This is a genomic window from Rathayibacter sp. CAU 1779, from assembly GCF_054551755.1.
This window is the reverse complement of sequence record NZ_JBTOLK010000004.1, coordinates 290,269-317,230: the sequence shown is the minus strand read 5'-3', so window position 1 is coordinate 317,230 and position 26,962 is coordinate 290,269. Positions and strand designations below refer to the sequence as shown.

Here is a 26,962-nt window from a genome sequence, read left to right as displayed (position 1 = left end):
GCACGCGATCGAATTCAATGGAAGGTCCACGACTAAGCGTCGCGGACCATAACGATCCCCATCTCACCGCACAAACACGCGGCAAAACGGCCACCCCATCCACTCTTTTTGGCCTATAACCCGTGTTTGCCCACGTTTTGCCCACACTCGTGTCACTGCGCCTGTCATTGAGTCGCGGGCAGGGGTGTCGTAGTAGCCGATCTGACGACCAACACCCTTGCCGAACTCAGCGTGGCAGCGCTGTCTTGCGAGCAAGATCGAGCTGCTCCGCAACCTTGTCGAGGTCGCCTTCAAAGAGATCGCTGTAAGTGTCCAATGTCATGGCTGCCGAGGCATGTCCGAGCATTCGCTGTACGGCCAGCACGGAAGCACCGGCGCTGATCGCCAGACTGGCCGCGGTATGACGAAGGTCGTGCAGGCTCAGGATTGCAGGAAAGGTGGCATCCACCTGGCAGGTGCGCTTCTTGGCCTCGATGTACCAACCGCGAGGGCTAGCCGGAGGTCGACGATAGTCCCCGCTTGGCCCAGGGAATACGAGTGCATCCGGAGGGCGCGAATCGATGGCCTCTACGAGCATCTGGTCAAGGAAGGCCGGGAAGGGAACGCTTCGTTTTTCGTGCGACTTCGGGGTTCCCGGCACGATTGTGCCGGCGATGAAGGGCGCGTTCGCTTGGACTAGAATTCGGCGACGTCCCAGGTCGACGCTATGGACGCGGAGCGCAACGAGTTCGCCCCAGCGGAGACCTGTATAGGCGAGCACGTAGACGATGGTGGCGTTCCGACCTGCCTCTGTAGCCAGCGCCGCAACTTGCGCATGTGTGAGGTATCGCCGTACCTTCCTCTTCTTGCGCGGAAGACTGACATCTCTCGCCGGATTAGCGGGCAGCCGCCGATCTCGCACGGCGGTGTCGAGAATGCCCGCGATGATCCCGTAAGCCCTGATCGTGACGGTGGCACTTCGTGTTGTCGCAAGCTGAGCGACCCACGCTTGGACCTCGGATGGAGGAGAGCGATCGCGTACCCCAGATCGGTTCGACATGCACGCGCCACGAGGTACGAAGCACGCTGTACGCGGATGGTTTGAGAGTTGCCTCCTTGGCGTGCAGCCAGTCCGACGCGAGCGCGGCGATCGTTATCCGTGAGGCAGCCGGATCCACGTACTCGCCAGTAGCCTTCTTGACCTCGACTGATGCGAGGTACACCTCGGCTTCGTGCTTCGTCCGGAAGCCCCGCTTATCCGTTTGGCTGTGGTCCGGCTTCCGATAACGCACACGCCAACGCCGCCCCGCGGCAGAGTCGTAGCTACTGACGGTTCCCACGACTCACTCGTCGTGGTCGAGGTGCCAGTTCGAGGACGTGAGATAGTCCTCGAGCTCGGCCACTTCGGATTCGAGGAGGCGACGACGCTTCGACGAGGCGTCCTCGTCGAAGCGTCGTCAGTAGGCGCCACCTGCCGCACGGCTCGAGTGATGAGGCAGCCGTGGAGATCCGACAGAGCATCGATTCGGGCTCGACGTGGACGCTGAAGGGAACGCTGCGCGATCCCCACGGGTCCGCGCTCACAGCCGAATATCAATGCGGCTACCCCGTAGCGGTCCCGAACACCGACGGACTCCGCGTTTTCTTCTACAGCTTCGTGCCAGGTGAGGGACGGTATGTCGCATGGAACCAGCTCGAGTGGGAGTAGGTGTCTGAGCCGCGCGTCTCAACCGCCATCTTGACTCAGGCTTAGTCATCCTTGTCAATCGCCGCCGCTGCGCTTTGGAGAGTCGTGGTAGACGTAAGCGTCGAGCGCCATTGTTCGCCCGGCCCCTTGCTCGAGCCTATGGGGTTGTTGACCTCGCGATAGTGGCTGATTCCTTCAGCGTACGCGTATGTATCACCCGGAAGGAACTCATCGTCGAGAACATCCAGCCAGCGTCGTAACTGCATATCAAGGTCATGTCGTAGCGCATCGAGACGAGGGTCCTCGACGAGGTTTCGACTTTGAAACGGGTCGTTGATGTTGTCGTACAGCAGCCACGGCCCCGACCGTGATCGAACATACGTGTGTTCGGTGGTGCGAATGCCGCGGTATTCGCCGATACCGTACGCTCGCGCCCACAGGATCGGCACGGGCATACCGATGAAGGACGACCCCCGTCGTTCCGCGGTGAACGCGCTCGTGCCGGACACCTCGGGCGGGATCGGCAGATCGGCAAGGTCGAGCAGCGTCGGCATGAGGTCGGGCAGGTCGATGGGGTCGGGGTGCTCCACGCCGTCGGCGCCGCACCGTCTCGGATAGCGGATAAGCAACGGGATGCGCAGCGATTCATCCCATGGCAGCCCCTTGACGTCGTGCCTGATGCCCTGAGAGCCCATCATGTCGCCGTGATCCGACGTGAAGACGACCACGGTGTCGTCGGCGCGGCCGGAGTCGTCGACGGCATCGAGCAGGTGCGCGATGCACGCATCGAGCGCGGCGATGTGAGCGTAGTAGCCGCGGAGCGCGCGGACGCTCTCGCTCGCTTCGCTCTGCGGAACGTTGGGGCGGAGGGTGATCGGGGCATCCTCGTATCTCTCCCGGAACTCGCGCGGTGCCGAGTTGAGCGGGAAGTGCGGCGGCCCGAACGACACGACCAGCAGGTAGGGCTGTTCCGCGTCAGTGTCGAGGATGAAGTCGCGTGCGTCTGCGGTCTGCGCATCCGCGTCGTAACCGCTCCAGTACCGCGGGGTCGGGTCCGACCCCGCGTAGTACAGGGAGTGGTTGTAGTCGTGCGTGCACTCGGCGGCCTTCCAGTAGTCGAAGCCGAGGTGCTTCTCAGCTGGCACGGGCAGGTCTCTGCGCCCGTACGCACCGTCGGGGCTGCCGTGCAGATGCCATTTGCCGATGAAGCCCGTTCGGTATCCGCCCGCCTTGAACGCTTCGCCGAGCGTCGTGGCTCCGCGCGGGTCGAGTTCGACATCGTTCACGTAGACCCCGTGCTGCAGCGGGTATCTGCCGGTGAGGAGGCTCGCGCGCGCAGGGCAGCACACCGGCGATCCGGACACGGCGTTCGTGAAGTTCAGCGATTCGCCCGCCAGAGCGTCGAGTCGCGGAGTCGCGGCGTTCTCGTCTCCGGCATAGCCGGTGGCCTGCGCTCGCCATTCATCGGTGAGGATGACCAGCACATTGGGGCGCGACCTCCCTTCGCTGTCGGCGACCCTGCCGTTCTGCTGGCTCTGCGGTGTGATCATCGGCGGCTCAGACGGTCGTGGATGCCGTGTCGTCGACCACGACGACTGCGGGCTTCTCGAGTTGTTCGGCCTTCGGGAGCCGGGGGATCCAGAGCAGCCAGACGAGCGCGGAGACGATGGCGAACGCGAAGATCCCGATGAAGACCGCGCTCGGTGCGACGGCGAGCAGGGGCGGCACGACGAACGCGAGTACCGCGGCGATGACCCTCGCCACGAAGATGGTGACACCCTGCGCCGTTCCTCGGAGCAGCGTGGGCACGAGCTCTTGCGCCCAGACCTTGAAGAGGGGCTCGCCCGCCATCGAGCTGCCGATGCCGAAGAGGAACACGACAGACAGGATGGCCAGCTGCGACGCGCCGGCGAAGGCCAGCGGCGCCCAGCCGAGAAGGATGAGCACGGTGCCGATGCCGGTGAACAGCCGGCGGTGGCGCGAGTCGACGGCCGCCATGAACACGATGGTCGCCGCGAAGGTGATGGGCAGTGCCACGAGCGTCCACCGCGAGTACACCTCGATGTCGCCGCCGGCCAGGGTCGTCCACATGTAACCGCCGTACTTGCCGTTCACGCTCGCTCCGACGTTCCACGCTCCGTAGTAGACGGCGAGGGCGACGACCGTCCACACGATCGGCTTACGCAAGAGCTGCTTCACGTCGGAGAACTGCACCGCTGTGCCCGCCGGGGCGGCGTCCGCAGCCTGCCGGGCGGCCGACCACTCCGGCGACTCCGGCAGTGCGAGCCGGAGGAGCACGACGATGATCGCCAGGGCGACAAGACCGCCGAAGAGGATGCGGCCTCCCGTCATGCCCAGGTGGCCGACGAAGCTAACCACCAGGCTGACCGTCGCGCTGCCCAGGGTCCACAGCAGCTGCGACAGCACCACGGCGCGGCCCTTTTTGCGTCGGGGCGCCACCTCGTTCGCCATCGCGAGCGCGACGGGGAGGTCGGCGCCGATGCCGAGGCCGGCGAGGACCGCGCCGGGGAAGAGCATCCACTGCGCGCTGGTGATGGCGAGGATGAGTGCGCCGACGGCGAAGACGAGCAACGCCAGTGTGAGAACGCGACGGCGGCCGAAGCGATCGCCGAGGCGGCCGCCGAAAAGCGCGCCGATGCCGAACGAGAGTTGCTGGCAGGCGAGTACGAGACCGATGGTGGTGGGTGTGAGCCCGAGTGTCGGGGCGTACAGCACGCTGATCGCTGTGCCGGAGCTGACCAGGGCGGCGGCATCCATGTATGAGGCCATTCCGGTGATGAAGGCGATGCGCCAAGGCCGTTGGGCGGTGACCGTTGGAGTGGACATGTGAACTCCTCGTCGAGTTGTCGGGTGGTCGTTGATCCGGGGTGGCAGTGATGGCACACATGCTGTGTAGCACGATCTACGCTGTGTCGATTAGTGGTGTAGCACGATCTACGATTGGATGGCAAGAGGGTTCGTCCCATGCGATCACATGGCGCACGCCCGCCGCGTAGGAGGATTCTGTTGTGACTGACACGGGGAGGGCGTCGACCATGCGCGACGTGGCGGCCGAGGCCGGGGTGTCGAGGGCTGCGGTCTCGAAGGTGGTACGGAATGCGTACGGGGTGAGCCCCGAGATGCGCACCCGCGTGGAGACTGCGATCGCCAAGCTAGACTTCAGGCCGAGCCTCGCCGCGCGGGCCATCCGCGGCGCGAGTTTCACCATCGGATTCGAGCTGCACGAGCTGGAGAATCCCGCAATCGCACGCATTCTCCGCGGGGCGGCCGAGGGGATCGACGGCTCCGGCTACCGGCTCGTCGTCGCGCCCGCGTCGGGAGCGGAGGGATACGAGGCGATCGAGACGCTCGCCGACCTTCGCGTCGACGGCCTCGTGGTCGTTTCGCCACACGCGGACGCCCGTCGGCTGGAGGAGATCGCCGAACGCGTTCCCATGGTCGTGTTGTCGAGGCACTCCGAATCGGAGGTCTTCGACACGGTCACCGGAGACGACGCCGCGGGAACCCAGTTGGCGCTGCGCCATCTCTTCCAGCTCGGCCATCGACGCATCGCCCACCTCACCCGGAGCGACGACATGACGGCGCCCGGCCTCAACACGCCACCGTCGGTACGGTTGCAGGAATACCGGCGCATCATGACTCAAGACGGGCTCGACGACGAGATCAACGTCGTGCGCACAGCTGCGGGCGTCAGGGACGGATACGACGCGACAGTCGCGCTGCTGACCGCACCGCAGCGCCCGACAGCGATATTCGCCATGAATGACGACCTCGCGTTGGGCGCGATGCGGGCCGTCGCGGAGGCACACCTAAAGCCGTCGCAGCTCTCGGTCGTCGGCTACGACAACACGCCGATCGCCGCGCATCCGATGATCTCGCTCACCAGCGTCGACCAATCGGGCGATGTGCTGGGACGACTCGCGGTCGAGGTGCTGCTCGACCGCATCGACGGCCGCACCGCCTCACGCCACGAGTCGACGTCGCCCCGCCTGATGGCACGGGGCTCGTCGGCGAACTCACGAACCTAGAGCTCGAGAAACCCAACCGGGTGGCACAGCATGCTGCCGGTCGCAGGTGTTCCGGATCGGGACGCGCCGTGCCCACACTTTGCCCACACTCGACGATGAACGGCGTTGACTGCCGTGATGGAGAGGCGTCCAAAAACCGCGGAATTCCGAGGAAGTAGATGGCCTGAGGCGACACGGCATGACCCCGCCGCAGGGTTCGAATCCCTCACCTGCCACCTCAGCCGAGGGGCCCGGAATCACGCGGAAGTAGCGTGTCCGGGCCTCTTGTCGTTTCATCGTGAGGCCTCCTCGGGAAGTCCTGGCGATGGGTCTGACCACTGACGGCTCAGAGCCGGTTGCGTTGCTCGGCCCGGTCCATGGCGAGGGCGCCGATGCCGAGCGCGACGATCACAAGGCCGACGGCGATCAACATCGGTCCGTTGAAGATCGCGAGCACCACTCCGATGATGCTCACGATCACACCGATCACGATGCCGGCGATACCGACCAGCCACATCGGACTCGTGTCGTTCTGTCGCGGACTCATGCAGGGAGCGTAGCGCTGCGGTGTGACTTCGACAGCGCCGCCTACTCGCCGACTCGTGCCAGGTAGTGCTCGATGATGTAGTCGGCGATCGCCATCGACGACGTCGCGGCCGGCGACGACGCGTTCCGGATCAGCGTGACGGGACCGATCTGATCGACGGCGAAGTCATCGATCAACTCACCCCCGCGCCCCCACGCTTGCGCACGTACGCCGGCGGCACCCTTGTGCGTGAGGTCGGACGGCTTCAGCGCAGGAATGAATCGCTGAGCCTTGCGGTAGTACAGGGGCTTGATCAGCGACCCGCTGATCTCGTCGACGCCCATGAGCCAGTGCTCCTTGGCGAGTGGCCATGCTCCGGGCCAGCGGAGTGACTCCCAGGTGTCTTTCGCCGAGATCCTCAGCCATGTGTAGCCCTCGCGCGCGAGAGCGGGCACGGCGTTCGGCCCCACGTGAACGTTGTCGTAGACCCCTCGTGTGAAGTGCACGCCGAGGAACGGGAAGCGCGGGTCGGGCACCGGGTAGATCATGCCGGAGACGAGCTCCGTGCGCTCCGGCGCGAGCTCCCAGTACTCCCCACGGAACGGAAGGATCTTCGGCGACGGATCCGCGCCGACCATCCTCGCGACGACATCCGACTGCAGGCCGGCGCAGGCGATCAGGCGCTCGAAAGTGTCGTCAGAGACGGGCGTGCGAACCCGAACCCGTCCGTTCTCGGTGCGGATGCCGGTGACATCGTGTTCGAGTCGGATCGTCCCGCCCCTGTCGCGAACGTCCTGCGCCATCGCCTCGGTGATCGAGGCGTAGTCCACGACGGCGGTGTGTGGGGAGTGCACGGCCGCGACCCCTGCCACATGCGGTTCGATCTCGCGCAGGCGCGAAGCGTCGTCGATGCGAGCGAGGTCGGGGACACCGTTCGAGATCGAGCGCCTCTCGATCTCGGCAAGGGCGGCGAGTTCGGAGTCATCGAGGGCGACGACCAGCTTGCCCACCTCACGATAAGGCAGGGCCTTCTCCTCGCAGAACTCGCGCATCAGAGTGCGTCCCGTCGCACAAAGCGTCGCCTTCAGCGATCCGGGCTTGTAGTAGAGGCCGGCGTGCACGACCCCGGAGTTGTGTCCGGTCTGGTGCTGCGAGAGGCGGGCTTCCTTCTCCAGCACGGTGACGTCCTCGCCCCGCAGGGCGAGAGCCCTGGCGAGCGCGATGCCGACGATGCCGCCGCCGACGATGCCGAACCGCGCGGCCATCAGTGCGCTTCCGCGCGGCCCACGATGTCCGCTTCACTGCTGATCATCGCCCAGCCCCTTCCGCTGCCCGCTTCTCGGCGGGAGGACTTGCGGACACACACTTCACAGCATCCCGTGGCTCCGATGGCCCTGCAGATGCATGCAACATCCCTATCGAACACCATTGCGCGTGTGCGGTGCTGCATCTCGGAGGCGTCGGAGCCGGCAACCTCGATGAAACCCTTGTGGACCCGCTTTCGCCTCTGCTTGAATCGTTCCACTTCAAGGGCACGGATGTCTGGCATCCGCTCCTGTCATCGGTGATCGACCTCAGCGAGGAGGCGACGAAATGTACGGAATATGCGCATACTCGGCGCCGAGGCACGAGCTTCAGATGATCGTCCGAGAGCAGAAGCCCTTGATTGAAACGAATCACTGAGTACACGTACTCACTGAGTGCAACGACTCACTGAGTACAACGAATCACCTGGTGTCGACGGCTCCCCGCCGGAGGCACAGGGCGTGCCCGGATGAACCGGGGTCGATACAGATGCGCTGCGCCGACCGCACCACAGCCGGCCTCGCGGATGCCGAGCACGCCGAAGTCGAACGAATCCACAGACAAAGGAGAACGTGGTCGTGAAACGCGTGAAGCGTCTTGCAGTTGCCGGTACCTGTATCGCCGGACTTCTGCTCACCCCTCTTGCAGCCCATGCAGCAACGACGAGCTCGGCGGATGACACATCGGGATCCGCCCTGGCAGTTCTGAGCGTGCTGAACAACACTCGGCCTGCGTCGTCGCACGCCTTCTACATCTCGCCCAACGGGAACGACAACAACCCAGGCACGAAGTCCGCGCCGTTCAAGACCCTGCTGAAGGCGCAGGATGCGGCGTCCGCGGGCGACATCGTCTACATCCGCGGCGGGGTCTACAACGACTTCGTCGTTCCGGAGACGGACAACCCGTTCGAGGACGTGTACCACTACGTCAACCCCATCTCGAAGAGCGGGATCACGTACGAGGCGTATCCGGGCGACCCGCGTCCTGTCTTCGACTTCAGCAACGTGCCGACGGATCAGCGTGTGGCCGGGTTCTACATCCAGACCGACGTCACCGACGTCAACTTCGTCGGATTCGACGTGACCGGCGTCAAGGTCGGAGACCAGAAGCAGTCGGAGGCCTTCCGCATCGCCGGTGGCGCCAACTTCGTCGACATGGACGTGTACAACAACGAGGCGAACGGCTTCTACTACACGATCGATGGCACGGGCGTGGTCATCAACAGCGACTCTCACGACAACATCGGGCCGACCGCGACGGCCGCCGGCAACACGGATGGCTTCGGCGCGCACGCGAAGAACGTCTGGTTCATCGGCGACCGCTCCTGGCACAACAGCGATGACGGATTCGACAGCATCACCTCGAGCGGCCGCGTCGCATATGTCGACGACTGGTCGTTCGGTCAGCACGGCAATCAGGACGGCATCGGCGACCAGAACGGGTTCAAAGTCGGCGGATACGCCTACACGGTCACCGGGCTGCCGGATCCGATTCCGCTGCACACCGTGATCGATTCGCTCGCTGCAGACAACGGTGCGAACAACTTCTACGCGAACCACCAGCCGGGCCAGTCCGCCTACTGGATCAACAACACGGGCTACGAGCCGGGCTACGGTGCGAACTTCAACATGCTGGAGCGCGTGAGCCCGACGAGCGCGGACAACATCTCCGGATTCCGCGAGGTACTGCACAACAACCTCGCGTTCACCGGGCCGTTGACCTCGAACGACGACACTCCGGCGGCGAACGAGACGAACAACTCGTGGACGCTGAACGGCGGGCTGAACCTCACGGCTGCGGACTTCGAGAGCCTCGACATGGCGCAGTTGACCGCACCGCGAAAGGCCGACGGCAGCCTGCCGGACGTGACCTTCCTGAAGCCGGTGAACGGCTCGACGGCGCAGACCGCGGGACTGGGGTATCTCGCTGACAAGGGTGATGTGTTCTCGACGCTCCAGAAGCTCGTGAACGTCTACCTCCAGTCTGGCGACATCGACAACAAGGGGATCGCGACGAGCTTCCTCGCACAGCTCCGGAATCACCAGCTCACCGCATTCACCAACCATCTCGAGGCCCAGTCCGGCAAGCACGTCAGCGAGTACGCGGCCGAAACGCTGACCCTCGTCGCGGCGGCTTTGGCGTCATAGTCCTGATGCGCGGATGGGCTGCGGCCGGCGGTTGGCCGGCCGCGGCCCATCTCAGGTCGTACGGCTACACTTGCGCACCGACCCCTACCGCCTCGAAGGATCCCCAACCATGCGTGTCACCATGCTCCGCTCCAAGATCCACCGCGCCACGGTGACGAAAGCGGACCTGCACTACGTCGGGTCGCTCACCGTCGACCGCGCGCTGCTGGACGCATCCGGGATCCTCGTCGGCGAGAAGATCAGCGTGGTCAACATCGACAACGGCCAGCGGTTCGAGACGTACGTCATCGAGGGCGAGCGCGGCTCCGGTGTGATCGGCGTCAACGGAGCGGCGGCGCGACTGGTGAGCGTCGGCGACCGCGTCATCATCATGGCGTACGCCTCGATGAAGCTCGCGAAGGCATCCGCGTTCCGGCCGAAGGTGATCATGGTCGACGAGCAGAACCGCGTGGAGCACACCGGAGACGACCCCGGGTTTCCGACGACCTATCCCGACTGAGACGGATCCGACGCTTCGCGCCCGGCGGCCCGGCACGAGCCGGTGTCTGCGCGACCGACCGGATAGGCTCGGCGCGCAGGCTTGACGAGGTGAGGGGACGCCGTGGCCGACGAGCAGGAGAACGTTCCGACGCAGATCAACTTCGACATCCCACCGGAGGTCGAAGCGGGAGGATTCGCGGACTTCGCGAGCATCTGGCACACCGACAACGTGTTCGTGCTCGACTTCGCGTCGCTGCGCGGTCCGGCCACCGAGACTCGCGACGACCAGGGGAATGCCCAGCGGTCGGTGAATGCGCGGGTGGTGACGCGCATCCGGATTCCTCCCGAGCAGGTGTTCGAACTGGCGAAGGCGCTCACGCGTGAGCTCGAACTGTGGGAGCAGCAGACCGGGCGGCGCTCGCCGCAGTAGGTCTGGCATCCGTGCTTCGTGCGAAGGTCACGGGAGATCGCAGCGGGGAGCGGATGCCGAGGCCACGATCGCGGCGTCCGATCACCCCTTGTCGAACCGCCTGCCGTAGGACTGCTTGGGCAGGATCGCGAAGATGACGGCGATGACCGGTCCGGCGAACGGGATGATGCCCAGCAGGATCCACCAGCCCGAGAAGTTGGCGTCGTGCAGCCGCCGCACGAACACCGAGATGCTCGGGATGATCGTGGCGAGCACGTACAGCAGGAAGACGACGCCGATCACCACGCTCCCGACGGTCGGGCGCTCGACAGATGGGCCGGCGAGCGAGTTCGCCATCTCGACGCCGATGCCGGCCGCGAAGAACACGACGGTGTTCATCGCGTACGCCCACCAGAACTCGCTGCGGCTGGCTCGGCCATGGAACACGGCGTACTTCGTGAAGAACCGCCGGAGTCCTTCCTGTGGAGTCGCACGGTAGATGGGTTTGTCCGACGGTCGACGGGACGCCGCGATCTCGGCGGCATCGACCGCATCCTGGGCGAGGTCGTCGGCTCCGGTGCTCACGAGTGCAATGGTCGCATAGCGATCCGCGTGTGTCGCGCATCCGGTCAGTCGATCACCCGGATCAGCTCCCATCCGCCAGCGTCTGCCGAGCGCACGTCGAACACGTGTGTGTCCCCGTCGTCGGTCGTGCCTTGGAACCGCCATCCGTTCAGGGGCGACGGTGGATGCGTGATGGCGGGGCTCAGCAGAAGCCCCGGCTCGGGGCCGAGGCGGGTCGGGGTGTCGGTGACGCGGTAGCGGTGGCCGGCCCAGAACATCCGCTTCGGGGTTCCATCACTGCCGACCCAGACGGTCACGATGTCGGCGGTACGAGTGATACTCACGGTAGACCTCCTTGCATGACTATCGAACAAAGATTCGATAAAGGGAGGATAGGTCGCCACCCCGCGACACGCCAAACGCCGCTCGCCCCGTAGCATCGAAGGCATGACCGTCGCGACCGCTGAGCTGCTCGACCTTGCCCGAACGATCGCGTTGGAGGCCGGTGAACTCGTGCGTACCCGACGCGAAGAGGGAGTCGAGGTGGCCGCCACGAAGACGGCGCCGGAGGACATCGTCACGGCCGCGGACCGCGAGTCGGAGGACCTCATCCGCGGACGGCTGGCGGATGCGCGCCCCGGCGACGGCTTCTTCGGCGAGGAGAGCGACGCGAGCGCGAGCAGCACGGGGCTGACCTGGATCGTGGATCCGATCGACGGCACCGTGAACTACCTCTACGGGATCCCGGCGTACGCGGTCTCGATCGCCGTGGTCGAGGGGGATCCCGACCCGAACACGTGGCGCGCACTCGCCTCCGCGGTCGTCAATCCCGCCAGCGGCGAGGTCTACACGGCGAGCGCCGGCGGCGGATCATTCCTCGGCACGAACCGACTGCAGGTGGCGACAGGCAAGCAGCTGTCGTTGGCGCTCGTTGGCACCGGATTCTCCTACGATTCGCGGCGACGCGGGCTGCAGGCCGAGGCGGTCAGCAGGCTGATCCCGCGGGTGCGCGACATTCGTCGCATCGGTGCGGCGTCGCTCGACCTGTGCAACGTGGCCTCCGGACGGCTTGACGCCTATTACGAGAAGGGCCTCAAGCCGTGGGACCACGCGGGAGGGGCGCTCGTGGCATCCGAGGCAGGAGCGACGGTCGCCGGCCTGCACGGCGCCGCGGCCAGCCGCGCGCTGACGATCGCCGCGGAGCCGGGCCTGTTCGCCCAACTCGAGCCGATCCTCGACGAGCTCGGCGTCGCCGACCGCTGACCGGCGTCCCCCCAACGCGAGGGTGCCCGTTTCCCCTCCCGAGGGTGCGCGTTTCTCCGGCTGAGGGTGCCCGTTTCTCTCCTCGAGGGTGCGCATTCCTCCGGGTGAGGCTGCGCACTTGTGCCTCGGAATACGAACGGGCACTTTCGGGAGGAGAAACGGGCACCCTCGCGAGGTAAAAGGGCACTTTCGGTGGGAGAAACGGGCACCCTCGCGGGATGGGGCAGCGTGCTACTCGGTGGGGCGCGCCGTGCTCGAGCGCACGACGAGCTGGTACGGGAGCTCTGTCGTGAAGGCGTCGGGGGCGGCCGGATCCGGATTGAGCTCGCCCATCAGCACGTCGACGGCCATCTCGCCCTGCTGACGCGGGAACTGAGCGACGGTGGTCAGCCCGAAGAACTGGGACAGCTCATGGTCGTCGATGCCGACGACGGAGATGTCCCGAGGAACGGCGAGCCCGAGGTCGCGCGCGGCCAAAAGACATCCGATCGCCATCTCGTCGGATGCCGCGAAGATTGCGGTCGGCCGGTCGTACGGCCGGCCGAGGAGCTGCTTGCCCGCCTCGTAACCACCGTTGATGGTGAAGTCCGCAGGCTGGTACAGGTCGTCGCGGATCGGCAGCCCTGCCTCGTGCATCGCGCGCTCGAATCCCCTGCGACGTGTCGAGCCGAGGTGGAAGTCGAGGTCGAACTCGACGGCGCCTCCGACGTGCGCGATCTGCGTGTGCCCGAGCGAGATGAGGTGCTCCGTGGCGAGCTGGGCGACGGCGAGGTCGTCGAGCGTGAGCGTGCGCACGCCGGGGATCGGGCCGCCGATTCCGACGATCGGCTTGTGGATGGCCAGCAGCCGGCTCACCTCCTCGTCGGTCAGCTCGAGCGCGACGGCGATGACGGCATCCACCCGCTTGCGCAGCAGGAAGTGCTCGAAGACGCTGCGCCGCAGCACATCCCCGCCGCTGAGGTTGTAGAGCGTGAGGTCGTATCCCTTGCGCAGCAGGGCAGCTTCCGCGCCCTCGACCACCGACGAGAAGAACCACCGGGAGAGGAACGGCACGACGACGCCGACGTTGCGGGTGCGTCCGGATGCCAGGCTCGACGCATTCGACGACACGACGTATCCGAGCTGGGCCGCCGCCGATCGCACGCGCTCGCGCGTCGCGGGGGAGACCGGCCCGTTGCCGCTCAGCGCACGGGATACCGTCGCCGTCGACACTCCAGCCAGACGCGCGACCTCTTCGATGCCTGCCATCGCCTCACCTGCACCCGCACCGAGGTGACCGGCGCGCTCCTGCCGTCATGGTACCGGCGACCCGAGCGATTCTCAGGACAGCACCCAGACGGCCGTGTCGACCGGAAGCTCCCCGTCGACCGCGGCGCTGCTGACGATGACCTCGCCGGCCGGAAGCGGGACGGATGTCTGCCCCAGGTTCGCGACGACGGTGACGTTCCCGTTGCGGAAAGCCACGACATCCGCTCCGTACGCCGTCGACCATTCGAGGGTGCCGGCGCCGAGACCGCGTCCCTCGCGCTCGGCCAGGAGCAGCTTGTAGAGCGAGAGGGTGGATTCCGGATCCGCGTCCTCGACATCGCGCGCGAGCGTCGCCCATTCGGACGGCTGCGGCAGCCAGCTCGCGCCGGTGTCGCTGAAGCCGTGGGATGCGCCGGTGGCCGTCCACGGGATCGGGACGCGGCATCCGTCGCGTCCGTAACGCTCGCCGTTCGTGCGGAACCACGTCGGGTCCTGGCGGGCTGAGTCCGGAAGGTCGACCACCTCGGGCAGTCCGAGCTCCTCGCCTTGGTACAGGTAGGCCGAACCGGGCAACGCGAGCATGAGCGTCGTCGCGGCGCGGGCGCGTCGCAGTCCTGCCGCGACGTCGATGCTCACGGCGGACTTCGGCCCGAGGCCGTGTCCCTGCGGGTTGTCGCCCGAGACGCCGAGCCGTGTCGCGTGCCTCACCACATCGTGGTTGGAGAGCACCCACGTGCTCGGCGCGCCGACGCCGTTGAACGCGGCGAGGGAATCGGTGATCACCGTACGCAGCGCATCCGCCTTCCACGGTGTCTCGAGGTACGAGAAGTTGAAGGTCTGCTGCATCTCGTCCGCTCGCACGTAGCGGGCCAGCTTCGCGGGCGGGTCGACCCACGCCTCGCCGCAGAGCGCACGGTCGCCATCGTACTCGGCGAGCACCTTGTGCCAGTCGCGGAAGATGTCGTGTCCGCCCTCCTGCGCCCAGTACGGCAGGCTCGGCGGCTCGTCGCTGATCTCCGGCTCGAGGGCGAGGGACCCACCCGCGCCGCCCATCGATCCTGCCGCTTCGTCGGGTGTGGCATCCGGAAGCCCCTCGGCCTTCACCATGCCGTGGGCGACGTCGATGCGGAATCCGTCGACCCCGCGGTCGAGCCAGAAGCGCAGGATGCCGCGGAACTGTTCCCACACCCACTGGTTGTCCCAGTTGAGGTCGGGCTGCGAGGTGTCGAAGAGGTGCAGGTACCACTGCCCCGGCGTGCCGTCGGCATCGGTGGTGCGCGTCCAGGCCGGACCGCCGAACACGGACTCCCAGTTGTTCGGCGGCAGCTCGCCGTTCTCGCCTTTGCCGTCACGGAACCAATAGTGGTCGCGGGCTTCGCTGCCCTTCCCGGATGCCAGTGCCTCCCTGAACCAGGCGTGATCCGACGATGTGTGGTTGGGCACCAGGTCCACGATGACCCGCATGCCGAGCGAGTGCGCGGTCGCCAGCATGCTGTCGAAGTCGTCGAGCGTGCCGAACAGCGAATCCACATCCCGGTAGTCCGCAACGTCGTAGCCGGCGTCGCGCTGGGGCGACGTCATGAACGGCGAGAGCCAGATGGCGTCGACGCCGAGGTCCTGCAGCTCGGGAAGGTGTGCCGTGATGCCGGGCAGGTCGCCGACGCCGTCGCCGTTCGAATCCGCGAAGGACCGCGGATACACCTGGTAGATGACGGCCGTGCGCCACCACTCGCCACGGGTGCCGGCGTGCGTCACTGCGGGTGCCGTGGCGGACTCTGAGGGCGACTGCAGCGTCGCGCCTTCGGCGGTCGCCTGTCCGGATGGAGTCGGCTCCGCAGCCGTGCCTGTCGAGGGAATCGTGTCCACGTTCACAGTCCTTGTTCGAATCGTTACATGCACGTGCAGCTCCATGCTCTCGCATCCTGCACGAAATCGGGTGCCACTGTAGGGCAATTCTGCAAGCGCTTGCAACGTGGCAGCGCGCGTCTCGACCGCCCGAATCGGTTCCACCGGCTGAGCATCGCGGATCGCTACGCCACTACTGCACGCCACGGGATGACAGGGATGTTCGGCGTTGGCCGCGAAGGTTCCGCTCGGACCCCTCGGCAGAGGCCAGCGGATCCGCCTCCTCGACTTCGGCCACGATTTGGTAACGCGGTTTGGTGAGGCTGGAAGCGTTTGCTATGAATGGAAGCGCTTGCATCCCCCCGGGAGAACGGCCTTCCGCATTCTGTTCCGCGACGGCCGACTCCTGTCTCACAACAGAAAGGCACACCAATGACGGTGACCCCCAGCAGTGCGTTCACGCGACGCACCTTCCTCGGGCTGGCCGGAGCCGGGTTGACGACCGTGGCTCTCGCGGCTTGTTCCTCCCCGAGCGGGAGTGGCTCAGGTGCGGCGTCGTCGAACCAGACGATCACCATCTGGCTCGACACCCAGCGCGCTCCGGCGATCAAGCCGATCGCCGAGAAGTTCAAGAAGGACACCGGCATCACGGTCAAGCTCGTGGTGAAGGACTTCGCGAACGTGGACAAGGACTTCATCAGCCAGGTTCCCACCGGCAAGGGCCCCGACCTGATCGTGAGCCCGCACGACAAGCTCGGATCGTACGTGCAGAACGGCGTCGTGTCGCCGCTGCAGCTGGGTGACAAGTCAGGCGACTACGCCGACGTCGCGATCCAGGCGGTCACCTACGACGGTCAGGTCTACGGCCTCCCGTACTCGATCGAGAACGTGGCGCTGTTGCGCAACACGGCCCTCGTTCCCGATGTCTCCAGCACCTTCGACGAGGTCATCTCCAAGGGCAAGGCTGCCCAGGCGGCCAACGCGGGCACCGTGAAGTATCCATTCTTGCTGGGACTCGACCCGAAGCAGGGTGACCCATACCACATGTACCCGCTGCAGACCTCGTTCGGATCCTCCGTCTTCGCGCAGAAGTCCGACGGCACCTACGACGCGACCAAGCTCACGCTCGGCGACGAGGCCGGACTGAAGTTCGCCGCCGCCGTCAAGGACTGGGGTCAGCAGGGCATCCTCAACGCGAACATCACGGGCGACATCGCCCTCGACGCATTCGACAAGGGGCAGTCGGCGTACTACCTCACCGGTCCGTGGAACGTGCCAGCCATCAAGAAGGCCGGCATCAAGTACGCGATCGACCCGCTGCCCTCGGCCGGCGGCGAGCAGGCGAAGCCGTTCCTCGGCGTGAACGCGTTCTTCATCAGCGCGAAGAGCCAGAACAAGGTCGCCGCGACCAAATTCCTGGTGGAGTACCTGGGCACCGACTCCGCTCAGGAGGCGCTCTACAAGGTCGGCGGTCGTCCGCCGGCGCTGAAGACCGCGTACGCCACGGTCGCGAAGAGCGACGCGGACATCAAGTCGTTCGGCGACATCGGCCTGAACGGCGTTCCGATGCCGGCGATCCCGCAGATGGCGTCGGTGTGGGCCGACTGGGGCGCAGCGGAGCTGCAGCTCATCAAGGGTCAGGGCGATCCGACCACGGTGTGGAACACCGCGGTCACCAACATCGAATCGAAGATCAAGTAGCGCGCACGGCGCCACTCGCTGGTCGAGGGCATCCCGCTGGTTGAGCCCGTCGAAACCAGCCCGCACGGGCTGGACAGACGGGCTCGACCGGCGATGATGCGCACATCCGCCGACCGGTTTCACTCCCAACGCGCACGGCCGTCACGCCGCTGCGCCGGAACCGGCGACCGTGGCCCCAGGCTCGACCAGCGGGTTCTTCTCCGGCCGGAGTCGCTAGACCCGCCTCACCCTTCACACCCGTCCCGACGACATGAGGACAAGAGATCAACCATGGCTGACGACGACGTGAGCACGCTGGAAGCGGCGCGTCCCGAAGAGGATGGCACAGCATCCGTTCCGAAGAAGCGGCCCGGAGGTAAGGGGCGCGGCGGCAATCGGCCCACGGCCCAGACCCGCGTGATCGCCGGCGGAAGCGGCATCGGCGGCCTGATCGCGAAGATCGCGCTGCTCGGGCTTCTCGATGCGATCGCCGTCTGGGCGGTCTTCGTGATGGCCGGCCTGTCGATGTGGATTCCGATCGCGATCGTCGTGGTCATCACCGGCGTCATCAACTGGATCTACCTCGGCCGCGGCAAGCGGCTGCCGGCGAAGTACCTCACGCCCGGCGTGATCTTCCTGCTCGTGTTCCAGGTGTTCGTCGTGCTGTACAGCGGCTACATCGCGTTCACGAACTACAGCGACGGACACAACGGCAGCAAGGCGGATGCCATCGCCTCCATCAGCGCGAACGGCCTGAAGCGAGTCCCGAACTCGCCCGCGTATCCGGTGAACATCGTGGAGCGGGGCAGCCAGCTGTACCTGCTGGCGACGGATCCGAAGGACGGCGCTGCGCTGCTCGGCACGACAGGGCATCCGCTCGAGGCCGTGAAGAACGCCACGTTCGACGGCGACAAGGCGGCCAAGGCGCCCGGCTTCCGCACCCTGAACCTGTCAGAGGTGCTCGCCCGTCAGGACGAGATCACATCCCTCTCGGTGCCCGTGAGCTCCGACCCGAACAAGGGCTCGCTGCGCACGGACGACGCGAGCACGGCGTACGTCTTCACGTCCGACCTGATCTACAACGAGAAGGACGACACGTTCAGGAACGCGTCCGGCACGGTCTTCATCGACAACGGCAACGGCGAGTTCGCGACGAAAGACGGGTCCAAGACGCTCAGCCCAGGCTGGAAGGTCGACGTCGGATTCGCCAACTTCGCCAGGGCCTTCACGGATCCGCAGCTCGCGGGACCGCTGTGGCGCGTGATCCTGTGGACGTTCGCGTTCGCCATCCTCTCGGTGCTCACCACGTTCGGTCTCGGACTCTTCCTCGCGATGGTGCTGAACCATCCGAAGCTGCGCGGCAAGAAGATCTACCGCGTTCTGGTCATCCTGCCGTACGCGTTCCCGGCCTTCCTCTCCGGGCTCGTCTGGGCCGGCCTGATGAATCCGGAGTTCGGGTTCATCAACCAGGTGCTCTTCGGCGGCGCGCAGATCCCGTGGCTCACGGATCCCTGGCTTGCCCGGTTCAGCGTCATCTTCGTGAACCTCTGGCTCGGCTACCCCTACATGTTCCTGGTGTGCACGGGTGCGTTGCAGTCGCTGCCCGAGGAGGTGGACGAGGCAGCCCGCGTGGACGGCGCCAGCCCGTGGCGCGTCTTCCGCTCCATCAAGCTGCCGCTGCTGCTCGTCTCGGTGGCACCGCTGCTGATCGCCTCGTTCGCGTTCAACTTCAACAACTTCAATGTCATCTACATGCTGACCAGAGGCTGGCCACGGTTCACCGACACCACTCTCGACATCGGATCGACCGACCTGCTCATCACCATGGTCTACAAGATCGCGTTCGGTCAGGGCGGCGTGCGCGACTACGGCCTGGCGAGTGCGCTGTCGATCCTGATCTTCATCCTGGTCGCGGTGATCTCGATCATCGCCTTCCGTCGCACCAAGGCACTCGAGGAGATCAACTGATGAGCGCTGCAGGCTCGGTCAGCGAAGGCACGACCGTGGGAGCGGATGGCGCGACGCCGGCGCGCAGGACGTCATCGGGCGACCGCGGGGCGGCATCCGTCTCGCGCTCACCGCGACGCGGGGGATTCCGCTTCGGGCGCTGGTTCGGAGAGACCGGATGGCGGCACCTCGTCGCCATCGTGATGGTCGTCTTCGCCGTGTTCCCCCTTCTCTATGTGCTCTCGGCATCCCTCAATCCGGCGGGGTCGCTTGTCGGATCGAACGACCTGTTCCAGACCGTCAACGTGCAGAACTACATCGCGCTGTTCCAGAACCCGGATCAGCCGTTCGGGCTCTGGTTCGTGAACACGCTCGTGATCGGCACGGTCACCGCCGTGGCCACCGTGTTCCTGGGCGCGCTCGCCGCGTATGCCTTCTCGCGGATGCGCTTCACGGGGCGACGTATCGGCCTGCTCTCGCTGATGCTGATCCAGATGTTTCCGCAGTTCCTCGCCGTGGTGGCGATCTTCCTGCTGCTGTCCGCGATCGGGGACGTGTTCCCGGCGCTCGGCCTTGGCAGCCAGCTCGGCCTCATCATGGTCTACCTGGGCGGCGCGCTCGGCGTGAACACCTACCTCATGTACGGGTTCTTCAACACGGTTCCCCAGTCGATCGACGAGGCGGCCAAGATCGACGGTGCGAGCCACGCGCAGATCTTCTTTGGGATCATCCTGCGGCTGGTCGCGCCGATCCTCGCCGTGGTCGGACTGCTGTCGTTCATCGCAACCACGGGGGAGTATGTGATCGCATCGATCGTGCTCACGGATCCGAACACGCAGACCCTCGCGGTGGGCCTCTACATGTTCGTGTCCCAGCAGTTCTCCAACAACTGGTCCATCTTCTCGGCGGGCGCCGTGCTGGCCGCGTTGCCGGTCATGGTCGTCTTCCTGCTGCTGCAGAAGTACATCGTGGGCGGCCTGACGGCCGGATCGGTGAAGTAGCGCGCTGGAGCTCGGAGCAGAGGAATACGCTCGCATGATGCTGGAACCCCATCACGACGGATCGCCGCTGCACGTCTCAGATCCGGCACCCGAGCTGGGCGAGGTGGTCCGCGTGCGTGTGCGGATCCCCCATGCTTTCGGCCCCGTCGCCGCGGTGCGCACCCGCTCCAATCCGGATCACGAGCCGCGGTTCTCCGACGCCGAGCGGGTTGCATCCGAGGCCGGATGGGAGTGGTGGGAGGCGCCGGTCGAGGTGGAGAACCCGGTGCACGGCTACCGCTTCCTCATCACACGGGGCGACGGATCCAGCGTCTGGCTGAACGCAACGGGCGTGTGGACGACCGAGACGCTCGATGTGGACGACTTCCGGCTCGTCGCGTACGACGCGCCGCCCGAGTGGGTGAAGTCGACGGTGTTGTACCAGCTGTTCCCCGACCGCTTCGCGCGGTCCGCTGCTGCCGACGCGCGTGTGACGCCGGACTGGGCGATCCCGGCGCGCTGGAGCGACCCGGTCGATGACGTGCCGCCGGGACGATCCCAGCAGTTCTACGGCGGTGACCTCGTCGGTGCCGCCGAGCGGCTCGACTACCTGGCCGAGCTCGGCGTCACGCTCGTGTACCTCACGCCGGTGTTCCCCGCTCGCTCGAATCACCGCTACGACGCGACGTCCTTCACGCGGGTGGATCCGCTCCTCGGCGGAGACGAGGCGCTCGCCCGGTTCGTGGCCGCGGCGCACGCGCGCGGGCTGAAGGTCATCGGCGACCTGACCACCAACCACTGCGGAGACGGACACGAGTGGTTCAAGGCGGCGTACGGGCATCCGGATGCGCCGGAGAGCGACTTCTTCTACTGGCTGAACGACGAGCACACCGAGTACGTCGCCTGGCTCGGCGTGCCCAGCCTGCCCAAGCTGAACTGGGCGTCGCCTGAGCTGCGGCGCCGGTTCATCGAAGGGCCGGAATCCGTGGTCGCGCGGTGGCTCAAGGCGCCGTACTCGCTCGACGGATGGCGCGTCGACGTCGCCAACATGACGGGCCGCTACCGGGAGGACGACTTCAACGCCGAGGTGCGGCGGATCATCCGTCGCACGATGCTCGAGGTGAATCCGGACACGATTCTGCTCGGCGAGTCCACGAACGACGCGGCGCTGGACTTCCAGGGGGATGCCTGGCACGGCGCCATGACGTACGCCAACTTCACGCGGCCGGTGTGGGGGTGGCTCTCGGAGCCCGGCAGCCCTTCGACGTACTTCGGGCAGCCGGTGGGCGTCATCCCTTCTTATACAGGGCACGAGCTCGCGGATGCGCACACTCGATTCGCCGCGGCGTTCCCCTGGCGCGTGCGACTGGGCACGATGAACGCGCTCGACACGCACGATGTGCCGCGGTTCAGCACGCACGCGCGGCCGGGAACCGTCCCTGTGGCGTTCGGGCTGTCGGTGACGATGCCGGGAATCCCGGTCGTGTGGGCCGGCGACGAGCTGGGTCTGAAGGCCGAGGACGGCGAAGGCGCGCGGATGCCGATGCCATGGCACCTGCTCGACGACCATGCGATCGCAGACGGTGCGGTTGATCCGGCGACCGGAGCGACGGCGACGGATGCCCGCGCGACCCTCGCGCTCTACGCCGAGTCGATCGCCCTGCGACGCGAACACGTGGCGTTGAACGACGGCGGATTCCGCTGGCTGCACGTCGGCGACGACGTGCTCGTGTTCGTGCGGGAGCATGCGGACGAGTCGGTGCTGGTCATCGCATCCCGCGGTGCGGCGGACGTGCGGCTGCCGTACGACGCGGCATCCGGATGGGATCAGGCGCGCGCGGTCTCGGGCGACGTCGCGCTCGCCGTGGACGTGCCGGGCGACGAGGACGAGGGCGGCGTGCGGCTGATCACGTCGGGTCCGCAATTCGCCGCGATCGTGCTCCCGGGCGTCGCGATCGCAGGGTAAGGCACGGCCGACTACCGCGGGTTGAGCGTGTCGAAACCAGGGCCGAACCGCCGGCTGAACCTGTCGAAACCGGATCAGCGGCGGGTGTCGACCGGCTCGGCCCGCGGTGGGCGCGGCGGGTTTCGACAGGTTCCACCCGCGATGGTCCCTACGGGCAGACCAGCCGACTGGCAGTGCGCTGGTCTGCCGGCCGCTCAACGGTGTGGGCGTTCATGGGTGCACGGCAGAGCGGGCACGCGGCATCCGCTCGTCGTACGTCTGGTCCCTCGGGATGCCCGGCGCCCAACTGCGCGGGACCCGTGAACGTGCGCACGACGTTGTTGAACTTCTCGTACCAGTTCCAGTTGCCGCGAGACACGTGGGGCTCCTCGTCACACTCGATCGTTTGTCAGGCTTATCATTAGTGCACTAACTATTAGTGTCAGCGTAACATGTCGGACGGGCCGACGACGTTCGGACGAAGAGAACCCGATGAGGCACGCTGTTCGAACCAGCACACGCGATTCGAACCGACTGACGGAGGTGAACATGGCGCAAGAGACGCGCACGGTCGGACGACCCGAGTCGTTCGACGAGGTGGAGACAGCGCCCGACGACCTGCTGAAACTGCAGAATCAGGTGTGCTTCGCGCTCGCCGTGGCATCCCGCAGTGTCATCGCGCTGTACCGCCCGGTGCTGGAGCCGCTGGGGCTCACGCATCCGCAGTACCTCGTCATGCTGTCGCTCTGGGAGGAGAGCCCGCGCACCGTTGCGGCGATCGGCAGAGCGCTGCAGCTGGAGCCTGCGACGCTCTCGCCGCTGCTCAAACGGCTGGAGGCATCCGGTCTGATCACTCGCGAACGCGACCCGCGCGACGAGCGGATGCTCCGTGTCACCCTGACCGACACCGGCCGGCGACTGCGCGAGAAGGCCCTCGGTGTTCCGCCCCAGATCATCGAGAAGCTGGGCCTCGAGTTGTCCGAACTGGAGAAGCTCCGGACCGTGCTCCACACCGTGATCGACGCCGCCACAGGGGGCCGTCACGTGGCTTAACCGCCGGTCGGATGATGGTATTCTCGTACGGTTGCCGAAACGGACCTCGGTCGTTCGGTGTCGCCCCGATAGCTCAGTGGTAGAGCACTTCCATGGTAAGGAAGGGGTCGTCAGTTCAATCCTGACTCGGGGCTCCAGCATGGTGCAGCGGCTGTTCCAGTCGCCACGAATGCTGCGGCGGGATAGCTCAGGTGGTTAGAGCACACGGCTCATAATCGTGGTGTCGCGGGTTCAAGTCCCGCTCCCGCTACTTATGAGAAAAGGCCCCGCATTGCGGGGCCTTTTCTCATGCATGAGTGGGCCAGCCCGAAACCGGGGCTTATCGGCCAAAAGAGTGGATGGTTTGGGCGTGTCATCTGCGTCCTGCCCAGCCGGTTCTACGCCAGGGGCCAGCGCGACGCGTCGCGGTGTGTGTTTCTGGCGCGGCCGGCCGGTTCGCCGACGCGCTCACGCGCTGATCGCGAGCGCGTCTCTCGTCACCGTATGCATCGGGTTCATGCCTGTCAGGTACCGAGCCAGGTCGTCGAGCATGCTGTCGGTCATGCGCAGGGTCTCCGACCCCAGCGATCCGGCGATGTGCGGGGTGAGCATCACATTGGGGAGGTCGTAGAGCACGGATGTCGAGGGGAGAGGCTCCGGAAAGGTGACGTCGAGCATCGCATTGAGTCTGCCGGAGGAGCATTCCCGCTCGAGCGCCGTCGTGTCGACAAGGGATCCTCGAGCAGTGTTGATGAGGGTGGCGTGATCGGGCATCAAGGCCAACTCGCGCGAGCCGATGAGGTTGCGGGTTTCCGGTAGCTCTGGCGCATGAATCGAGACCGTCTGGGATTCTCGCAACAGCTGGTCGAGAGGCACGAGCGTCGCGCCAGCGGACGCCACCTCGTCCGCGTCAGCGTAGGGATCGGCCACGAGGCAGCGGACCGACTCGAGCCCCTGAACGAGCCGCACCACGCGGCGGCCGACGCGGGAGAAGCCGATGACGCCAACGGTGGGTCATCATGGTCGAGGCTGTGCCGAAACAGATCACTCAAAAGGAGCGGCTTCATGGATGCCGAGAAGGTCACGGAACGGATTGCGCACCATGGGGAGGGCCCGGTCTGGGATCCCGAGCGGTCCAGGTTGCTCATCGTGGACATGCTGCAGGGTGACGTTCTCGACCTCGGGGATCCGCGGCGCACGCGACCGACGTCTGACACCGTGCGACGCCATCACGTGGGCGTGATCGCGGCCGCGCTTCGCTCGCGAGCTGCCGGCGGGTTCGTTGTCGCGACCGAGCACGGCTTCAGCCTTTTCGATGCCGACTTCGTGCTCGAGCGGGAGCTGCCCGACGTGCTCACGGATGGCGGCATCCGCATGAATGATGGTGGGTGCGATCTGCAGGGCCGGTTCTACTGCGGCACCATGGCGTACGACGAACGGCACGGCGCAGGGACGCTGTACCGACTGGAACCCGATGGGGTGACCAGTGTGGCTCTGGAGGACGCGACGATCTCCAATGGTCTGCAGTGGAGTGCCGACGGGAGGACGGCCTATTACATCGACACGCCCACCCAGTGCATCGACGCATTCGACTACGACGGTGAGACCGGTGAGTTCTCGAATCGCCGCCACGTCGCCGTGGTCGATCCGTCGCAGGGCCATCCGGACGGGATGGCGATCGACTCCGAAGGCGGACTGTGGGTCGCACTGTGGGGCGGCGGCAAGGTGCACCACTACCACCCTGATGGGCGCCTGGCCGACGTGATCACCGTTCCTGGGGTGACGAACACGTCAGCTGTCGCGTTCGGCGGTCCCGAGCTCGATGTGCTCTACATCACGACTTCGCGCGAGGACATCGCCGACGGCGCCGAGCCCTCGGCGGGCGCCGTCTTCGCCGTGTCGCCCGGGGTGCGCGGTCGTGTGCTGCCCGGCTACGCGGGGTGACGTGACCGATCCACCGAAGACTCGGTCGTGTCGGGCAGTGCCGCTGCCGACTGTTTCTCGGCACTACCGATCGGCTGCGGCCGAGTTCTGTCGCTTCCAGGTGAGGGGCGGGATCTGGCAGATGTCGACGAAGGTCTCGTGGTAGGTGCTGACGGACTGGAATCCGGATCGGCGAGCGATGACGGCTGAGGTCAGGTCGGTTGTGAGGAGGAGGCGTTGCGCTTCGGCGACTCGGAATTGGGCCAGATAGTGGCTCGCTCCGACTCCGAAGACCCTGCGGAAGAGCGCGGAGGCGCGATTCGGGTGAAGGTGGACGCACGCCGCAATGTCTGCCAGCTGGATTCGGTTCGTGGCGTTCTCTGCGATGAATGCGGCCATCGATGCCGCGCGACGCAGATCGGTGGCAGTGGGGCTCTGGTCCGCCTCGGTCCTGGCCCAGGTTCCTGCGGCCATCCGGGAAAGCAGGGCCTCGATTTCCAGTTCCGCGGCTCGGCGCCGTTGCCCGCCGGCCTGAGCGAGATCGTCCGCCCATCTCTCAATGGCAGGGCCGGCCTCGATTCCTGTGGTGCCGTCGTGTGCGATGAGGATGTCGCCTTGCAGCAACCTGAGCTTGGTCGCGAGCGGGATCGCGGTCCAGGCCATGAATTGTTGCAGCGGCACGGTGACGAAGGCGAGCGGGCTGCCCTCTGCGAGTTCGACGAGCTGGTGGGGCTTTGCGCCCCAGAATGCGCAAGGAATGCCTGCAGGCAGGATGGACGCCTTTCCTCCGGACCGGTAGACGAGACGCTGCGTGCAGTAGTTGATCTCGATGTCGTTGTGGGCGTGCGGAGCTGCCATCACAGTCGATGGGCCGCGCCAGGCGGAGAAGCCGAAGCTGTTTCCGTGCTGTTGGGGTTCGGGGTGAGATTGCACGTGGGTGGCTTTTCGGAATATGCGGCGCAATGGTCGGAACATCTCCGAAAATACTCCCTCTAGCGTGGTGGTGACGAAAGGAATCTCATGACCTTGCTGAACGAGCCGACGGTGCTGACTGAGCGCGACTATCACCTCACGGCCGAGGAGATCGCGCACTTCGACGACCATGGATACGTGATCCTGCGGAACCGGATCACGGGCGATCTGCTGCAGAGGCTTCAGGCGGCATCCGATCGCTGGATCGCGGACGGTCACGCGCTGCCCGACGAGTCCGCCGGCGACGGTGACTACAACTTCGCCACGCGACCGTCTGGTCGGGTGTTGTTCCGTATCAACTACCTCCACAACAAGGGCGAGGCGGCCTCGCTGGAGCTCCTGGGCAGTCCGGAGATGCTGGGAATCGCGGAGAGCCTGGCCGGCCCGGACTTCGTGCCGACGTACGAGTCGTTGGTGTTCAAGAACACCGGCGATGGTGCTCCGATCGACTGGCACCAGGATGCAGTGCATCCGCGGAACTTCCGCATCTTCAACGTGGATGTCTACCTCGACGAGAGTCGCAAGGGGGCGGGGTCGCTGCGGGTGGCTCCCGGTTCGCACAAGCAGATCGTGGACGTGTGTCAGCTGCAGGAGGAGTACGGGTGGGATGCGCCGGGTGTGGTGCAGACCGAGCTGAACCCGGGCGACGTGCTGGTGCACGATGTGATGCTGGTGCACGGCTCGGAGGCGACGCTCGCGAACAAGCTGCGCCGCACCATCTACTACGAGTTCCGGCCAGCCGAGCAGATCATGGCCGAGGGCCCGTGGGATGCCGAGTTCATCGACCGACGTCTGCGTCTGATCGCCCTGGGGCGCGACGAGTGGCAGAAGCAGAACCCGGCGGCCGCTGGCTTCACCTGGAACGTCTCCGACGAGTTCGCTCCTGAGCTGTCGGACGACCACCAGAATGAGCTGCGCATCGCGCACGGGGTTCACAGCCCCGGCTCGTACTGCAGTGCCGGAGACGTGGCCACGAAACCGAACGGCCGCCCGGTGTGAGCG

General features: G+C 66.1%; 25 protein-coding genes and 2 tRNA genes. 15 read left to right on the top strand and 12 right to left on the bottom strand.

Annotation, left to right across the window (positions count from 1 at the left end; genetic code table 11):
• Nucleotides 1–226: 226 nt before the first annotated feature.
• Nucleotides 227–760 carry a tyrosine-type recombinase/integrase gene (locus ACX9R5_RS17655; protein WP_459410364.1) on the bottom strand — a complete coding sequence of 178 codons (534 nt, stop codon included), beginning with the start codon at nucleotides 758–760 and terminating at the stop codon, nucleotides 227–229.
• Nucleotides 761–1,480: 720 nt separating this feature from the next.
• Between ACX9R5_RS17655 and ACX9R5_RS17650 the strand changes: the two genes are divergently transcribed.
• Nucleotides 1,481–1,687, top strand: coding sequence for a hypothetical protein (locus tag ACX9R5_RS17650; protein WP_459410363.1), 207 nt, complete (start codon nucleotides 1,481–1,483; stop codon nucleotides 1,685–1,687).
• Nucleotides 1,688–1,728: 41 nt separating this feature from the next.
• Here ACX9R5_RS17650 and ACX9R5_RS17645 read toward each other — a convergent pair whose 3' ends face one another.
• Both ACX9R5_RS17645 and ACX9R5_RS17640 read right to left on the bottom strand, forming a co-directional pair.
• Nucleotides 1,729–3,216 (bottom strand): sulfatase family protein, encoded by a 1,488-nt coding sequence (locus ACX9R5_RS17645; RefSeq protein WP_459410362.1) that lies wholly within the window; start codon nucleotides 3,214–3,216, stop codon nucleotides 1,729–1,731.
• 7 nt (nucleotides 3,217–3,223) lie between these two features.
• Nucleotides 3,224–4,513, bottom strand: coding sequence for an MFS transporter (locus ACX9R5_RS17640; RefSeq protein ID WP_459410361.1), 1,290 nt, complete (start codon nucleotides 4,511–4,513; stop codon nucleotides 3,224–3,226).
• A gap of 182 nt (nucleotides 4,514–4,695) precedes the next feature.
• Here ACX9R5_RS17640 and ACX9R5_RS17635 point away from each other — a divergent pair, with 182 nt between their 5' ends.
• On the top strand, nucleotides 4,696–5,715 hold the full coding sequence (locus ACX9R5_RS17635; protein ID WP_459410360.1) for a LacI family DNA-binding transcriptional regulator: 1,020 nt from the start codon (nucleotides 4,696–4,698) through the stop codon (nucleotides 5,713–5,715).
• Between the two features lie 325 nt (nucleotides 5,716–6,040).
• Here ACX9R5_RS17635 and ACX9R5_RS17630 read toward each other — a convergent pair whose 3' ends face one another.
• Both ACX9R5_RS17630 and lhgO read right to left on the bottom strand, forming a co-directional pair.
• Complete coding sequence (locus ACX9R5_RS17630) at nucleotides 6,041–6,241, bottom strand: hypothetical protein (protein WP_459410359.1); 201 nt, start codon at nucleotides 6,239–6,241, stop codon at nucleotides 6,041–6,043.
• Between the two features lie 41 nt (nucleotides 6,242–6,282).
• A complete protein-coding gene (gene lhgO / locus ACX9R5_RS17625; protein ID WP_459410358.1) occupies nucleotides 6,283–7,485 on the bottom strand; it encodes an L-2-hydroxyglutarate oxidase in 1,203 nt (400 codons plus the stop codon).
• A gap of 618 nt (nucleotides 7,486–8,103) precedes the next feature.
• On the opposite strand from lhgO, the gene ACX9R5_RS17620 reads away from it, so the two are divergent.
• From ACX9R5_RS17620 to ACX9R5_RS17610, 3 genes are all read left to right on the top strand, one after another.
• The gene (locus ACX9R5_RS17620) at nucleotides 8,104–9,672 is read left to right on the top strand and encodes a right-handed parallel beta-helix repeat-containing protein (RefSeq protein ID WP_459410357.1); all 1,569 of its coding nucleotides are present in this window, start codon (nucleotides 8,104–8,106) and stop codon (nucleotides 9,670–9,672) included.
• A 109-nt stretch (nucleotides 9,673–9,781) separates the two neighbouring features.
• Nucleotides 9,782–10,171 carry an aspartate 1-decarboxylase gene (panD, locus tag ACX9R5_RS17615; protein WP_459410356.1) on the top strand — a complete coding sequence of 130 codons (390 nt, stop codon included), beginning with the start codon at nucleotides 9,782–9,784 and terminating at the stop codon, nucleotides 10,169–10,171.
• A 102-nt stretch (nucleotides 10,172–10,273) separates the two neighbouring features.
• Entirely contained in the window at nucleotides 10,274–10,582 is a 309-nt protein-coding gene (locus ACX9R5_RS17610; protein WP_170026920.1) for a DUF3467 domain-containing protein, read from the top strand.
• 81 nt (nucleotides 10,583–10,663) lie between these two features.
• Here the strand turns inward: ACX9R5_RS17610 and ACX9R5_RS17605 are convergent, their stop codons facing one another.
• Both ACX9R5_RS17605 and ACX9R5_RS17600 read right to left on the bottom strand, forming a co-directional pair.
• Nucleotides 10,664–11,146, bottom strand: a complete 483-nt coding sequence (locus ACX9R5_RS17605) for a DUF805 domain-containing protein (RefSeq protein WP_459410355.1) — start codon at nucleotides 11,144–11,146, stop codon at nucleotides 10,664–10,666.
• A gap of 44 nt (nucleotides 11,147–11,190) precedes the next feature.
• Entirely contained in the window at nucleotides 11,191–11,469 is a 279-nt protein-coding gene (locus tag ACX9R5_RS17600) for a DUF6504 family protein (RefSeq protein ID WP_459410354.1), read from the bottom strand.
• 103 nt (nucleotides 11,470–11,572) lie between these two features.
• Between ACX9R5_RS17600 and ACX9R5_RS17595 the strand changes: the two genes are divergently transcribed.
• Nucleotides 11,573–12,388, top strand: a complete 816-nt coding sequence (locus ACX9R5_RS17595; RefSeq protein WP_459410353.1) for an inositol monophosphatase family protein — start codon at nucleotides 11,573–11,575, stop codon at nucleotides 12,386–12,388.
• Between the two features lie 231 nt (nucleotides 12,389–12,619).
• On the opposite strand, the gene ACX9R5_RS17590 is transcribed toward ACX9R5_RS17595, so the two are convergent.
• Both ACX9R5_RS17590 and ACX9R5_RS17585 read right to left on the bottom strand, forming a co-directional pair.
• Entirely contained in the window at nucleotides 12,620–13,636 is a 1,017-nt protein-coding gene (locus ACX9R5_RS17590; protein ID WP_459410352.1) for a LacI family DNA-binding transcriptional regulator, read from the bottom strand.
• Nucleotides 13,637–13,708: 72 nt separating this feature from the next.
• Entirely contained in the window at nucleotides 13,709–15,427 is a 1,719-nt protein-coding gene (locus ACX9R5_RS17585) for a glycoside hydrolase family 13 protein (RefSeq protein ID WP_459410374.1), read from the bottom strand.
• 486 nt (nucleotides 15,428–15,913) lie between these two features.
• On the opposite strand from ACX9R5_RS17585, the gene ACX9R5_RS17580 reads away from it, so the two are divergent.
• The 4 genes from ACX9R5_RS17580 (at nucleotide 15,914) to ACX9R5_RS17565 (ending at nucleotide 22,054) form a co-directional block, all read left to right on the top strand.
• A complete protein-coding gene (locus ACX9R5_RS17580; protein WP_459410351.1) occupies nucleotides 15,914–17,182 on the top strand; it encodes a sugar ABC transporter substrate-binding protein in 1,269 nt (422 codons plus the stop codon).
• 270 nt (nucleotides 17,183–17,452) lie between these two features.
• Entirely contained in the window at nucleotides 17,453–19,129 is a 1,677-nt protein-coding gene (locus tag ACX9R5_RS17575) for an ABC transporter permease subunit (RefSeq protein ID WP_459410350.1), read from the top strand.
• Nucleotides 19,129–20,109 (top strand): sugar ABC transporter permease, encoded by a 981-nt coding sequence (locus ACX9R5_RS17570; protein ID WP_459410349.1) that lies wholly within the window; start codon nucleotides 19,129–19,131, stop codon nucleotides 20,107–20,109. Before ACX9R5_RS17575 ends, ACX9R5_RS17570 begins: the two co-directional genes overlap by 1 nt.
• Before the next feature lie 37 nt (nucleotides 20,110–20,146).
• Entirely contained in the window at nucleotides 20,147–22,054 is a 1,908-nt protein-coding gene (locus ACX9R5_RS17565; protein WP_459410348.1) for a glycoside hydrolase family 13 protein, read from the top strand.
• Nucleotides 22,055–22,202: 148 nt separating this feature from the next.
• Here the strand turns inward: ACX9R5_RS17565 and ACX9R5_RS17560 are convergent, their stop codons facing one another.
• Nucleotides 22,203–22,412 (bottom strand): hypothetical protein, encoded by a 210-nt coding sequence (locus ACX9R5_RS17560; RefSeq protein ID WP_459410347.1) that lies wholly within the window; start codon nucleotides 22,410–22,412, stop codon nucleotides 22,203–22,205.
• Nucleotides 22,413–22,582: 170 nt separating this feature from the next.
• On the opposite strand from ACX9R5_RS17560, the gene ACX9R5_RS17555 reads away from it, so the two are divergent.
• The 3 genes from ACX9R5_RS17555 to ACX9R5_RS17545 all read left to right on the top strand — a co-directional run bounded on the left by ACX9R5_RS17555 (nucleotide 22,583) and on the right by ACX9R5_RS17545 (nucleotide 23,336).
• Nucleotides 22,583–23,086 (top strand): MarR family winged helix-turn-helix transcriptional regulator, encoded by a 504-nt coding sequence (locus tag ACX9R5_RS17555; RefSeq protein ID WP_459410346.1) that lies wholly within the window; start codon nucleotides 22,583–22,585, stop codon nucleotides 23,084–23,086.
• A 62-nt stretch (nucleotides 23,087–23,148) separates the two neighbouring features.
• A tRNA-Thr gene (locus tag ACX9R5_RS17550) sits at nucleotides 23,149–23,223 on the top strand.
• Between the two features lie 39 nt (nucleotides 23,224–23,262).
• A tRNA-Met gene (locus ACX9R5_RS17545) sits at nucleotides 23,263–23,336 on the top strand.
• A 197-nt stretch (nucleotides 23,337–23,533) separates the two neighbouring features.
• Here ACX9R5_RS17545 and ACX9R5_RS17540 read toward each other — a convergent pair.
• Entirely contained in the window at nucleotides 23,534–24,064 is a 531-nt protein-coding gene (locus ACX9R5_RS17540) for an NAD(P)-dependent oxidoreductase (RefSeq protein WP_459410373.1), read from the bottom strand.
• Between the two features lie 66 nt (nucleotides 24,065–24,130).
• Here ACX9R5_RS17540 and ACX9R5_RS17535 point away from each other — a divergent pair, with 66 nt between their 5' ends.
• Nucleotides 24,131–25,009 carry an SMP-30/gluconolactonase/LRE family protein gene (locus tag ACX9R5_RS17535; RefSeq protein ID WP_459410345.1) on the top strand — a complete coding sequence of 293 codons (879 nt, stop codon included), beginning with the start codon at nucleotides 24,131–24,133 and terminating at the stop codon, nucleotides 25,007–25,009.
• Between the two features lie 63 nt (nucleotides 25,010–25,072).
• Here ACX9R5_RS17535 and ACX9R5_RS17530 read toward each other — a convergent pair whose 3' ends face one another.
• Nucleotides 25,073–26,092 carry a helix-turn-helix domain-containing protein gene (locus ACX9R5_RS17530; protein ID WP_459410344.1) on the bottom strand — a complete coding sequence of 340 codons (1,020 nt, stop codon included), beginning with the start codon at nucleotides 26,090–26,092 and terminating at the stop codon, nucleotides 25,073–25,075.
• Here ACX9R5_RS17530 and ACX9R5_RS17525 point away from each other — a divergent pair.
• Nucleotides 26,033–26,959: a phytanoyl-CoA dioxygenase family protein gene (locus tag ACX9R5_RS17525; protein ID WP_459410343.1), complete on the top strand. Its 927-nt coding sequence runs from the start codon at nucleotides 26,033–26,035 to the stop codon at nucleotides 26,957–26,959. The two genes, ACX9R5_RS17530 and ACX9R5_RS17525, sit on opposite strands and share 60 nt — an antisense overlap.
• The last annotated feature ends 3 nt before the right edge of the window (nucleotides 26,960–26,962 follow it).

Excerpts from the sequence above, each read along its gene's own strand:
- ACX9R5_RS17535 (WP_459410345.1), top strand. The coding sequence starts at position 24,131 with ATGGATGCCGAGAAGGTCACGGAACGGATTGCGCACCATGGGGAGGGC.
- ACX9R5_RS17530 (WP_459410344.1), bottom strand. The coding sequence starts at position 26,092 with ATGGTCGTCGAAGTGCGCGATCTCCTCGGCCGTGAGGTGATAGTCGCG.
- ACX9R5_RS17580 (WP_459410351.1), top strand. The coding sequence starts at position 15,914 with ATGACGGTGACCCCCAGCAGTGCGTTCACGCGACGCACCTTCCTCGGG.
- ACX9R5_RS17645 (WP_459410362.1), bottom strand. The coding sequence starts at position 3,216 with ATGATCACACCGCAGAGCCAGCAGAACGGCAGGGTCGCCGACAGCGAA.
- ACX9R5_RS17575 (WP_459410350.1), top strand. The coding sequence starts at position 17,453 with ATGGCTGACGACGACGTGAGCACGCTGGAAGCGGCGCGTCCCGAAGAG.
- ACX9R5_RS17595 (WP_459410353.1), top strand. The coding sequence starts at position 11,573 with ATGACCGTCGCGACCGCTGAGCTGCTCGACCTTGCCCGAACGATCGCG.
- ACX9R5_RS17565 (WP_459410348.1), top strand. The coding sequence starts at position 20,147 with ATGCTGGAACCCCATCACGACGGATCGCCGCTGCACGTCTCAGATCCG.
- ACX9R5_RS17590 (WP_459410352.1), bottom strand. The coding sequence starts at position 13,636 with ATGGCAGGCATCGAAGAGGTCGCGCGTCTGGCTGGAGTGTCGACGGCG.
- ACX9R5_RS17555 (WP_459410346.1), top strand. The coding sequence starts at position 22,583 with ATGGCGCAAGAGACGCGCACGGTCGGACGACCCGAGTCGTTCGACGAG.
- ACX9R5_RS17570 (WP_459410349.1), top strand. The coding sequence starts at position 19,129 with ATGAGCGCTGCAGGCTCGGTCAGCGAAGGCACGACCGTGGGAGCGGAT.
- lhgO (WP_459410358.1), bottom strand. The coding sequence starts at position 7,485 with ATGGCCGCGCGGTTCGGCATCGTCGGCGGCGGCATCGTCGGCATCGCG.
- ACX9R5_RS17630 (WP_459410359.1), bottom strand. The coding sequence starts at position 6,241 with ATGAGTCCGCGACAGAACGACACGAGTCCGATGTGGCTGGTCGGTATC.
- panD (WP_459410356.1), top strand. The coding sequence starts at position 9,782 with ATGCGTGTCACCATGCTCCGCTCCAAGATCCACCGCGCCACGGTGACG.
- ACX9R5_RS17640 (WP_459410361.1), bottom strand. The coding sequence starts at position 4,513 with ATGTCCACTCCAACGGTCACCGCCCAACGGCCTTGGCGCATCGCCTTC.